Source organism: Massilia sp. KIM, from assembly GCF_002007115.1.
Classification (GTDB): Bacteria; Pseudomonadota; Gammaproteobacteria; order Burkholderiales; family Burkholderiaceae_D; genus Telluria.
Genome location: NZ_MVAD01000003.1, coordinates 518,037 through 528,991 on the forward strand (window position 1 = coordinate 518,037; position 10,955 = coordinate 528,991).

14 protein-coding genes are annotated in these 10,955 nt (G+C 67.3%); 5 read left to right on the top strand and 9 right to left on the bottom strand.

Annotation, left to right across the window (positions count from 1 at the left end):
• Positions 1-15 precede the first annotated feature (15 nt).
• From gspK to gpmA, 9 genes are all read right to left on the bottom strand, one after another.
• Entirely contained in the window at positions 16-1,047 is a 1,032-nt protein-coding gene (gspK, locus tag B0920_RS22565) for a type II secretion system minor pseudopilin GspK (protein ID WP_078034922.1), read from the bottom strand.
• Positions 1,047-1,724, bottom strand: coding sequence for a type II secretion system protein J (locus B0920_RS22570; RefSeq protein WP_078034923.1), 678 nt, complete (start codon positions 1,722-1,724; stop codon positions 1,047-1,049). Before B0920_RS22570 ends, gspK begins: the two co-directional genes overlap by 1 nt.
• On the bottom strand, positions 1,721-2,104 hold the full coding sequence (gspI, locus tag B0920_RS22575) for a type II secretion system minor pseudopilin GspI (RefSeq protein ID WP_078034924.1): 384 nt from the start codon (positions 2,102-2,104) through the stop codon (positions 1,721-1,723). Before gspI ends, B0920_RS22570 begins: the two co-directional genes overlap by 4 nt.
• On the bottom strand, positions 2,101-2,583 hold the full coding sequence (gene gspH / locus B0920_RS22580; protein ID WP_143745888.1) for a type II secretion system minor pseudopilin GspH: 483 nt from the start codon (positions 2,581-2,583) through the stop codon (positions 2,101-2,103). Before gspH ends, gspI begins: the two co-directional genes overlap by 4 nt.
• Before the next feature lie 9 nt (positions 2,584-2,592).
• Positions 2,593-3,030, bottom strand: coding sequence for a type II secretion system major pseudopilin GspG (gene gspG, locus B0920_RS22585; protein WP_078034954.1), 438 nt, complete (start codon positions 3,028-3,030; stop codon positions 2,593-2,595).
• A gap of 148 nt (positions 3,031-3,178) precedes the next feature.
• Positions 3,179-3,931, bottom strand: coding sequence for a HesA/MoeB/ThiF family protein (locus B0920_RS22590; RefSeq protein ID WP_078034925.1), 753 nt, complete (start codon positions 3,929-3,931; stop codon positions 3,179-3,181).
• 192 nt (positions 3,932-4,123) lie between these two features.
• Positions 4,124-5,605, bottom strand: a complete 1,482-nt coding sequence (locus B0920_RS22595) for a S41 family peptidase (RefSeq protein ID WP_078034926.1) — start codon at positions 5,603-5,605, stop codon at positions 4,124-4,126.
• Positions 5,606-5,613: 8 nt separating this feature from the next.
• Complete coding sequence (locus B0920_RS22600) at positions 5,614-7,059, bottom strand: murein hydrolase activator EnvC (RefSeq protein ID WP_078034927.1); 1,446 nt, start codon at positions 7,057-7,059, stop codon at positions 5,614-5,616.
• Between the two features lie 10 nt (positions 7,060-7,069).
• A complete protein-coding gene (gene gpmA, locus B0920_RS22605; protein ID WP_078034928.1) occupies positions 7,070-7,816 on the bottom strand; it encodes a 2,3-diphosphoglycerate-dependent phosphoglycerate mutase in 747 nt (248 codons plus the stop codon).
• Positions 7,817-7,904: 88 nt separating this feature from the next.
• On the opposite strand from gpmA, the gene B0920_RS22610 reads away from it, so the two are divergent.
• From B0920_RS22610 to B0920_RS22630, 5 genes are all read left to right on the top strand, one after another.
• Positions 7,905-8,306 (top strand): rhodanese-like domain-containing protein, encoded by a 402-nt coding sequence (locus B0920_RS22610; protein ID WP_078034929.1) that lies wholly within the window; start codon positions 7,905-7,907, stop codon positions 8,304-8,306.
• 21 nt (positions 8,307-8,327) lie between these two features.
• Complete coding sequence (gene grxC / locus B0920_RS22615; RefSeq protein ID WP_078034930.1) at positions 8,328-8,591, top strand: glutaredoxin 3; 264 nt, start codon at positions 8,328-8,330, stop codon at positions 8,589-8,591.
• Between the two features lie 165 nt (positions 8,592-8,756).
• Positions 8,757-9,215 (top strand): protein-export chaperone SecB, encoded by a 459-nt coding sequence (gene secB, locus B0920_RS22620; protein ID WP_078034931.1) that lies wholly within the window; start codon positions 8,757-8,759, stop codon positions 9,213-9,215.
• 92 nt (positions 9,216-9,307) lie between these two features.
• Entirely contained in the window at positions 9,308-9,748 is a 441-nt protein-coding gene (locus tag B0920_RS22625) for an SH3 domain-containing protein (protein WP_078034932.1), read from the top strand.
• Between the two features lie 17 nt (positions 9,749-9,765).
• Positions 9,766-10,797, top strand: coding sequence for an NAD(P)H-dependent glycerol-3-phosphate dehydrogenase (locus B0920_RS22630; RefSeq protein WP_078034955.1), 1,032 nt, complete (start codon positions 9,766-9,768; stop codon positions 10,795-10,797).
• Positions 10,798-10,955 lie beyond the last annotated feature (158 nt).

Below are 10,955 nucleotides of genomic sequence, written 5' to 3' on the forward strand. Positions count from 1 at the left end.
CGGTCTCGCTTTCTTCTAGTTCTGGCGGGTCCAGATCACCTTGGTGCCGCCCCCGATGATGTTGCCACGGCTGATCAGCGATTCAGCATTTAGTGCAGCCCGGTCGAGCCGGATGCGGCTTTGTACCAAAAAATAACTGCTTTGCACGTTGATATCGCCATCCTCGAACCCTTCCGTCGTCTTCAATTCAGATTTGAACTGGTTGAGGTCGCGCCAGGGCGCACGCTTGCGCCGCTCCACCAGCACGTTCGCCTCCGACAGCGAATACCCCGGCAGCACTGCCGCCAGCACCTCGGCCGGGGCGGTATTGACGTTCACCGGCGTCCGCGCCGGCAGCACGGTCACGAAGGGGCGCAGGGTCTGCACCACCTCGGGTGTGAAACCTTGCAGGCTCAGCAGGTCGTCGACCCGCATCAGCGGCATCGGCGTGCCGGTGATGCCGGCCGCCTCGCGCGTGCTGCCGCTGGCGTCCGCGCCACCGCCCTGCTGCCCGCCCTGCTGCCCGCCCTGCGGGTTGCCGGGGTCGGTCGGCACCGCCGGCGGCGGCTGACCGGCCGCCACCAGCAGGGCCGCGCGCTGCGCAAGTCGGCCATCCAGGCGCAGGTTGACCAGCAGCCGGTTGAAGATCGCCTGCTGGTGGGGATCGACGATCCCGTCCTTTGCCAGGTTAGTAAGATTGTAACGCGAGCTCGCGTCGATAATGTTGCCGGACAGCGAAGCGTCGAAGTTTTCGCCTTCGATGCGCTCGCGTTCGATGTACTGGTCGAGCCGGGTCTCGGCCAGCGGGGTGGCCCAGACCTGGTCGAGCGAGGTGTAATCGCCGGTGTAATTGCTCGGGCGCAGGACAACGCTGGCCCAGTCGAGGGCGCCGCGCAGGATCCACTGGGTCTGCAATTGCAGGCGCTGGTTTTCCATGGAGCGTACCTGGACCTGCTGCTGCCAGAACAGGCTGGCCACGATGGAAATGGCGAGGGTGGTCAGGAGCAGCGCGGTGACCACGGCGACGCCGCGCTGGCGCTGGAGGAAGGCCGGAGGCATGGTGCGCATCAGGTGCCTCCCAGCAGGAAGGCTTTCATCAGCGGCGCGGGGACATTGCGCACGCTGAGCGCGACCTGCACGCCGGTGGGCTCGGACAGGTTGCCCGGCAGGGCCGGCTGGCCGGCCGGCGTGGCCAGCGGCGGCAGCGCCTGCTGCTGCGCGAGCAGCGGATCACCGACTATGCGCGCCGGATCGTTGCGCCAGGCATTGCTCTGCCAGGCCTGGACCTGCATGGCCAGCACCCCGCCCTGCAGGGCCACCGGCGGCGCGTTCTGGGCCGGGGCGTCGCCGGCCATGGCTTCCCACAGCTGTTCGAGCTGGACCAGGTCGCGCGTGCCGGGGGTCTCGCGGCGCAGCAACTGGCCGCCGACCACGCGGTAGGACACGACCTGCAGGCGCGAGGATTCGTTCTCGACATAGACCTTGCGCACCAGGGTCAGGCGGTCGGCGTCCCATTGCAGGTAGGGGCGGCGGCCGATCACGTCGGCCCCGGCGATATGGGCGAAGTCGCTCTGCATCTGGGCGAAGGCGAGCTGCATGCCGCGCGTGGCCTCCATCTGCTCGGTCAGGATGATGCGGCCGCGCACGATGCCGTCCAGCCCCCGCCAGCCGAGCACGGCCACGATGGCCAAGATCGAGATCGCCACCAGCAGCTCGACCAGGGTAAAACCGCGCTGGGGTTTCATATCGGTGAGGGCCTCAGGACGAGTTGGACCAGTTTGACAATCCGCCGGCCGGGATTGTCGACGTCGAAGACCGACACTTCGATGCGGCGCAACAGCGGGTTGGGGCTGGTAAAGACTTCTTCCTCGCACATGAGATTAAGGTCGCCTTGCGGGCAGGGAAAGCTGCGCCGCCCGACCTCGGGGAATTCGCGTCCGATGCGGATCTGCACCAGGCGGTTCTCGGCCGACCAGGTCGCCATCATGGAGGCGCGCAGGTTGGACGAGTTGGCGGTCAGGCTGCCGACCGCGCGCAGGCCGGCCGAGAGCGCGGTGCCGACGATGACCAGGGCCACCAGCACCTCGAGCAGGGTGAAACCGCGGGAGGGGGCGCGCATCGTCATTCGACCGTGAAATGGCCAACGCCGTCGGCGCGGATGGCCACGGCGTTGCCGCCGCTGGCCAGGGTCAGGAGGAAGGGCTTGTCGACCGGCTCGCGCCCGAAGGTGATGCGCAGGGTCTCGCCAGCGGCGCTGGCGCCGGCCGGTTCCAGCACCAGCTGCAGGGGGGCGTTCTTGAAGCCGCGCTCGCGCAGCAGGTCGTCGCGGGTGACCGGCTCCCAGCCGGTGTCGCCGCGCACCATGAAGCGGTAGCGCTCGCCGTTGGCCTCGAAGGCCACCAGGCGGTTGCGCACGATGGCCTCGTCGCGCGCCAGTTGCAGCAGCAGCGCCAGGCGCTGGGCTTCCTGCTGCAGGTCCTGGCGCGGGCTGGGGATGGCGTTGAGCGAAGCCAGGCCGAGCGTGATGCCGATGATGACCATCACGACCAGCAGCTCCACCAGGGTGAACCCGGTGGCCTTGCGCAGCGGGCGCGGGGCCGGGATCAAGAAAACTTACTCCCAGGAACCGACGTCCGCATCCTCGCCGGTGCCGCCGGGCTGGCCGTCGGCGCCCAGCGAGAACACATCCACTTCGCCGTGGATGCCGGGCGAAAGGTATTGGTAGCTATTGCCCCAGGGATCCTTGGGCAGCTTCTCGATGTAGCCGCCATCCTTCCAGCCGTTGGCGGCCGGGCCCGAGGTCGGCTTGGTGATCAGGGCGGTGAGGCCTTGCTCGGTGGTGGGATAGCGCTGGTTGTCCAGCTTGTAGAGCTTGAGCGCCTGCATCATGGTGGCGATGTCCACCTTGGCGGCGGTGACGCGCGATTCGCCGGTGCGGCCCAGCAGCTTGGGCACGACCAGGGCGCCCAGGATGCCGATGATGACCACGACGACCATGATCTCGACCAGGGTGAAACCCTTGGCGGAGCGGCGGCGCTGCGTGCGTTGCATGTCGATGTGCATAAGTGAGCTTGTGGTGAAACGTTTGGAAGCGGAACAGTATAAGCCCGAAATGTGACAGGCTTGCTTAGACGGGGCTTACCGCCTGGGATGTGCAATTGTAAGACAGCTTGCCAATGGCAGGTTCACCCAATTGTACTCAGGTAGGGCGGGCGCAAACCGGGCAGGCGGGGTTGCGCGCCACCCCGATGGCGGTCCACTCCATGGCCCGGCCCTCGAGCAGGAGCAGGCGCCCGGCCAGGGGTTGGCCGATTCCTGCAATCAACTTCATGGCTTCGGCCGCCTGCACGGCGCCGACCACGCCGACCAGGGGGGCGAACACGCCCATGGTGCTGCAGGCCACGTCCTCGTACTGGCTGTCCTCGGGGAACAGGCAGGCGTAGCAAGGGGCGCCCTCGCGGCGCGGGTCGAACACCGAGAGCTGGCCGTCGAAGCGGATCACCGCCCCCGAGACCAGGGGCACGCCGGCCGCCACGCAGGCGCGGTTGACGGCGTGGCGGGTGGCGAAGTTGTCGCTGCAGTCGAGCACGACGGTGGCGCCGGCGGCCAGTTCCGCGAGGCGCTCGGGGCCGGCGCGTTCGCGCAGGGCGGTGACCTCGATGTCGGGGTTGATGGCCAGCAGGGCCTCGCGGCCGGACTCGGCCTTGGGCTGGCCGACGCGGGCGGTGGTGTGCATGACCTGGCGCTGCAGGTTGGTCAGGTCGACCTCGTCGTCGTCGACCAGGGTGATGCGGCCGACGCCGCCCGAGGCCAGATACAGGGCAGCGGGGGAACCCAGGCCGCCGGCGCCGATGACCAGGGCGTGGGCTTGCAACAGCGCTTCCTGGCCTTCGATGCCGATCTCGTCGAGGAGGATGTGGCGGGAGTAGCGCAGGAGTTGGGTGTCGTTCATGGGTGCTTTTAGGGCTGCGGGGCTGCGGGCAAACTTGGGTCCCCGCCTTCGCGGGGACGACGTACTCAAGGCGCGGGCCAACAGTTGCGCTGAACTCTGCCTCTAGCTTCAAGACCGTCGTTCCCGGCACTGCCGGAAACGACTCCCCGCGCAGGCGGGGACCCAAGTTACTCTTTACCTCGCGCAGCGCACTTATTTCTTAGGCGGCGCCTTGATCTCCGGCGGCTTGTGCTCCGCCCCCGGCAGCGGCTCCGGCGTCCGCTTGGCGCGATCCTCAGGCTCCTTGGCCAGCTGCACCGGCAGCCCCTTGAAGTGATTGATCGCCTGCGCCAGCTGGAAGTCGTCCTTGCCGCCGAACTCCAGCGGCTTGCGGTCCTTCAGCAGGGCGATGGCGCGGCGCTGCTGTTCCAGGCTGTCGGCCTTGGCCGGCGCCGAGGGGGCCTTGCCGTCCTTCTTCTCGCCTTCGGCCACCAGGTGGCGCTGCAGGTCGGCCTCGCGCACGCGCAGGGCGTTGAGCATGTCGCCGTCCGCCGTCTCGTGGACCCGCATGTCGGGCACGATGCCGGTCGCCTGGATCGGGCGGCCCTTCGGCGTGTAGTAACGCGCCGTGGTCAGCTTGATCGCGGTGTCGGCCGAGAGCTGGCGCAGGGTCTGCACCGAACCCTTGCCGAAGGTCGTGCTGCCCATCACGATCGCGCGCTTGTAGTCCTGCAGGGCGCCGGCCACGATCTCGGAAGCCGAGGCCGAACCGCCGTTCACCAGCACCACCATCGGCACCGTCTTGAGGGCGGCGGGCAGGCCGGCCAGCGGGTCGCCGCGCTGGGCGTAGTATTCGCGGCGGCCGTAATACACCGTGTTCGAGTCCGGCAACTGGCCCTTGGTCGAGACGATCACCTGGTCCGGCTTGGGCAGGAAGGCGGCCGAGACCCCGATCGCGCCAGGCAGCAGGCCGCCCGGGTCGTTGCGCAGGTCCAGCACCAGGCCCTTGATCTCGGGATGTTCGGCGTACAAGGCCTTGGTCTTCTTGGCCAGTTCTTCCAGGGTATTTTCCTGGAACTGGCTCACGCGCACCCAGGCATAGCCCGGCTCGACCATCTTGGCCTTGACGCTCTGGACATTGATTTCTTCACGGGTGACGGGCACCACCCAGGGCTGGTCCTCGCCGGGGCGGGCGATGGTGAGGGTGACCTTGCTGCCGGCCTTGCCGCGCATGCGCTTGATGGCCTCGTCCACATTCATGTTGCGCACCGGGACGTTGTCGATGCGGGTGATCAGGTCGCCCGCCTTGATGCCGGCCTTGTGCGCGGGGGTGTCCTCGATGGGAGAGACGATCTTGATGTAGCCGTCCTCGCTGGCGATTTCCACGCCCACGCCGACGAACTTGCCCTGCACGCTCTCGCGCATCTCGCGGAAGGATTTCTGGTCCAGGTAGACCGAATGCGGGTCGAGCGAGGCGACCATGCCGCCGATGGCTTCGGACAGCAGCTTCTTGTCCTCGACCGGCTCGACATAGTCGGTCTTGATCAGGCCGTAGACATCGGCCAGCTGGCGCAGTTCGTCGAGCGGCAGCGGCGTGCCGTTCTTCTGCGCATAGGCCGAGAACTGGAAGGAGGCGGCGACGCCGGCCACCATGCCCAGTCCGATCAGCCCCATGTTCTTTGCTTTGTTGCCCATGTGTGCCCCTAGAATTTGATCCATGCTGCCGGATCGAAGGCCTTGCCGCGATGCCTGAGCTCAAAGTATAGCCCCGATTCCTCGTTGCCGCCGGTATTGCCCGCACTCGCGATCACGTCCCCGCTCTTGACCATGTCGCCGGGGCGTTTCAGGAGGGCCGAGTTGTTCCCATAGATGGACAGGTACTCGCCGCCGTGGTCGATGATCACCACGTTGCCCCAGCCGCGCAGCCAGTCGGCGTGCACCACCCGGCCCGGGCCGACGGCCTTGACCTCGGCGCCTTCCGGAGCCTTGATGAACATGCCTTTCCAGGTCGGGCCGTCGCCACGGCGCGCGCCGAAGCGGGCGCCGATGCTGCCGTTCAGGGGCATGGTCAGGCGCCCGCGCAGGGCGGCGAAGGCCCCGGCCGGGGCCGGCGGCGCCAGGGTGACCTCGGGCGGCGGCGGCGCGCTCGGCCTGGTCTCCGCCGGCTTGGGCGGCGGCTCCTGCTCGGCCACCTTGGGCGGCTCGGGTTCGGGCGGCGGCGGCTTGGCGCCCGGCTTGGCGTTCTGCTCCGCCTTGGCGCGCGCGATGCGCTCGCGCTCGGCCTTCTCGGCGGCGGCCTTGGCCCTGGCCTCGGCACGCGCCTTGGCTTCCGCTTCGGCCTTGGCCTTGGCGGCGGCCAGGGCGGCCTGGCGGCGCGCCTCGGCCTCGGCCTGTTCACGGATCAGGCGCGACAGGCGATCGACCAGGCCACTCATGCGCTGTTCGTCGCGCTCCAGGCGGTCGGCCTGCTTGCGCTGCTCGGCCAGGCGGGTCGACAGGGTCTGCAGCAGCGCGGCGCGGCGCGCCTTTTCCTTTTCCAGCAGCGCCTTCTGGTCGCGCTGCTCCTCGGCGATCTCGTCCAGCTCCTGCTTGGCGTTCTCGACCTTGTCGCGGTTGGCCTCGACCTGGGCCAGGTTGGCGCGCAGCGAGCCCAGCAGGCGCGCCTGGGCCTGGGACACATAGCCCATCAGCTGGAGGTCGCGGCTGATGCGGTTGGGGTTGTCGCCGGAGAGCAGCAGCTTGATCCGGTCTTCGTTGCCGGCCACGTAGTGTTCGCGCAGCAGTTGCGACAATTGTTTCTTCTGAATAACAATTGTTTGGGAAAGGCGTTTCTGTTCGGTCGCCAGGTCTTCGAGGCGGGTGCTGGTCTCGGCCTGTTCCTCGGACAGTTCGCGCAGGGCGCGGTTGGCGTCGGAAATGGCAGCCTCGGACTCCGCCAAGGTGTCGGCGGCGTCTTCGCGCTGGTCCTCGGTGCGGCTGATCTCCTTCTTGATCGCCGCCAGCTTCTGCTGGATACCGGCGCGCTGCTTCTCCGCGGCCGCCTTCTGGCGGCTGCGTTCGGTCTGGCGCTGGGCAAGGGCGTCGGGGGACAGGCTCAGGCCCAGGAGGGCGCACAGCAGCGCGCTCCCGAGGAACTTCGTGGCAGGCAAACGCAAGACCTTACTTCGCCTTCCCTTGGTTGGCCACGGCCGCCATGGCGGCGGCGATCGCTTCCTGGTCGCCCAGGTAGTAATGCTTGATGGGCTTCAGGTCGGCGTCCAGCTCGTATACCAGGGGCTGGCCGTTGGGGATGTTCAGGCCCACGATGTCGGCGTCGCTGATGTTGTCCAGCATCTTGATGATGGCGCGCAGGCTGTTGCCGTGGGCCGAGATCAGGATGTTCTTGCCTGCGCGGATCTGCGGCGCGATTTCTTCGTCCCAGGCCGGCATGACGCGGGCCACGGTGTCCTTCAGGCATTCGGTCAACGGGATCTGCGACTTGTCCAGGCCGGCGTAGCGCGGGTCCTTGAAGGAGGTGCGCTCGTCGTTCTCGTCCAGGGCCGGCGGCGGGGTGTCGTAGCTGCGGCGCCAGACCAGCACCTGCTCGTCGCCGAACTTGGCGGCGGTCTCGGCCTTGTCCAGGCCCTGCAGGGCGCCGTAGTGGCGCTCGTTCAGGCGCCAGTCGTTCTTGATCGGCAGATACATCATGTCCATCTCGTCCAGCGCCAGCCAGAGGGTGCGGATGGCCCGCTTGAGCACCGAGGTGTAGGCGACGTCGAAGCGGAAACCGGCTTCCTTCAGCACGCGGCCCGCGGTCTTCGCCTCGTTGACGCCCTTCTCGGTCAGGTCGACGTCGGTCCAGCCGGTGAAGCGGTTTTCCAGGTTCCAGGTCGATTCCCCGTGGCGCATGAATACGATTTTGTACATAAGCTCTTCTCTGAAAAAAGGTGCGATTGAAATCCGGTCGAGCATCTATTTTATAATGCGCCGATTCAGTTCAACCATTGGAAGCCTTGTGAAATTCATCCTCGATAATATTTTCATTGTGGCGATCGCCGTGATTTCGGGCGGCGCCCTGCTCTGGCCCGCCCTGGCGCCGCGCGGCAAGCGCGTCTCGCCGCTGCAGGCCACCCAGATGATCAACCGTGGCAAGACCCTGGTGCTGGACGTGCGCAGCGCCGACGAATACGCGGCCGGCCATGTGCGCGACGCCAAACACATCGCACTGGCAGACTTGGCCAATCGCATCGGCGAGCTGGACAAGTCCAAGGGCCGCACCGTCATCGTCGTCGACGGCAACGGATCGCGCGCGGACAAGGCAACCCGTCAGCTGGCTGCCGCCGGCTTCGAGGATGCCCACGCGCTGGAAGGCGGCGTGGCCGCCTGGACCGCGGCCGGCCTGCCGCTGACCAAATAACCGATATTGGAAGGAAGCATCATGAGCCAACACGTCGTTCTCTACCACACCGCCAGCTGCCCCTATTGCGTGCGCGCCGAGCGCCTGCTCGAAGCCAAGGGCGTGACCGACATCGAACGCATCCGCGTCGACCTCGATCCCGAGCAGCGCCAGATCATGATGCAGCGCACCGGCCGCCGCACCGTGCCGCAGATCTATGTGGGCGAGACCCACGTCGGCGGTTTCGACGACCTCTACGCCCTCGACCAGGCGGGCCGCCTGGACCCGCTGCTCAAGGGCGAATGATGCAGCGGTGGACGGCGCGTCCGTCCACCTGAGGGGCGGGTCAAGCGCCCGGGAAAGCGCTATTGCATCCAAATTGATTTTGATACAATTGCCTTCGCGTTTGACCAACGCACCCTGAACGGCGGGATATCATGCCGTTCTCCACAATTTCAACGAAAGCGTTCCATGTCTGACGAAAACCTGCAACCCGTATTCCAAATCCAACGCGTCTACCTGAAAGACATGTCGCTGGAACAACCGAATTCGCCGTCGATCTTCCTGGAACAGGAAGCCCCGGGCATCGAAGTGTCGCTGGACGTCGGCGCCGAGAGCATCGCTGAAGGCATCTACGAGTCGACCGTGACCATCACCGTCACCGCCAAGGTCAAGGACAAGGTCGCCTTCCTGGTGGAAGGCAAGCAGGCTGGCATCTTCGAAGCCCGCAACATCCCTGCCGAGCAAATGGATCCGCTGCTGGGCATCGGCTGCCCGAACATCATCTACCCGTACCTGCGCGCCAACATCGCCGACGTGATCAGCCGCGCCGGTTTCCCGCCGGTGCACCTGGCCGAGATCAACTTCGAGGCGTTCTACCAGCAGCGCCAGGCCGCCATGGCCCAGGCTGCGACCACTCAGCCGAGCTAAGCTGTTTCTTCGGGACGCCGCCCTGGCGGCGTCCCTTCCTGCCTTCGTTCTTCCTTAAGGCGCCCCGGTTTCCGAATCACCCCAGGCCCGCCATGACCACTTCCCGACTTCTCGCAGGCTTGCTCTTCCTGGCAGCCTCGCATGCCCACGCCTTCGACTTCAAGTCCGTGGGCAGGCCGATGGCCATCCTCTACGACACCCCTTCCGCCAAGGGCAACAAGCTGTACGTGGCGCCGGCAGGCATGCCCCTGCAGGTGATGCTCAGCTATGGCGAGTGGGTCAAGGTGCGCGACATGAACGGCGACGTGGCCTGGACCCAGGCGCGCGCGCTCTCGCCGCGCCGTAACGTGCTGGTGCGTAATCCCGGCGCCAAGGTGTTCAGCGAGGCCGACGAGGGCGCGACCGTCCTGATGACGGCCGACAAGGGCGTGCTGCTCGAGCTGGTCGACCCCAAGGCCCTGACCTGGGCCCGGGTGCGCCACCGCGACGGCATCATCGGCTACATCAAGGTCTCCGACGTCTGGGGTCTGTGATGGCCGACAGTAATTCCATGCAACAGAACAAACACCCATCCAAGATCACCGTGCTGGGCGCCGGCGCCTGGGGCACGGCGGTCGCCATCGCCCTGGCCGCGCGTCACGACGTGCTGCTGTGGGGCCGCAACCCGCAGCAGATGGCGCAGGCCGAGGCGGCGCGCGACAACCTGACTTACCTGCCGGGCCATCCTTTTCCTCCGGCGCTGCGCGTAGGCAGCGACTTCGAGGCGGCGCTGCGCCACGTGAGCGATGCTTCGCCCGAGCAGGCGCCGATCCTGATCGCGGCCTGCCCGGTGGCCGGCCTGCGGCCGCTGCTGGAACAGCTGCGCGGGCGCGCGATTCCCAACCTGGTCTGGCTGTGCAAGGGCTTCGAGGCCGGCACCGGCCTGCTGCCGCACCAGGTGATGGCCGAGGTGCTGGGCGACGCGGTGCCGGGCGCGGCCTTGTCCGGCCCCTCTTTTGCCCAAGAAGTGGCGCGCGGCCTGCCGTGCGCGCTGAGCGTGGCTTCGACTTCGGCGACGCTGCGCGAGCGCGTGGTGGCCGCCGTGCACGGCGGTAACCTGCGCGTGTATGCCTGCGACGACCTGGTGGGTGTCGAGGTGGGCGGCGCGGTCAAGAACGTAATGGCGATCGCCACCGGCGCGGCCGATGGGCTGGGGCTGGGATTGAATGCGCGCGCGGCGCTGATCACGCGCGGGCTGGCGGAGATCACCCGGCTGGGCGTGGCCCTGGGCGCGCAGGCCGGGACCTTCATGGGGCTCACCGGCATGGGCGATCTGATCCTGACCTGCACCGGGGACTTGTCGCGCAACCGGCGCGTGGGCCTGGCGCTGGCCCAGGGCAAGGCGCTCGATACCATCGTGGCCGAGCTGGGGCATGTGGCGGAAGGCGTGCCTTGTGCGAAGGCGGTGCGCGAACTGGCGCGCGGCATGGGGGTCGAGATGCCGATCACCGAGGCGGTGGCTGGGGTGCTGTTCGATGGCGTGGCTGCGCCGGAGATGGCGGCCAAGTTGCTGGCGCGGGATCCGAGGGTGGAGTTGGCCTGAGCTTGCTGCTTGGGTTTGCAGCTGTTCTCGCAAACTTGGGTTCCCGCCTGCGCGGGAACGACGTGCTTAAGCAGCGGTCCAGAAAAATTTCTGTGGCATGCGCCTCATGAACGTCGTTCCCACGCAGGCGGGAACGACGTGCTGAAGCAGCGAGTCAG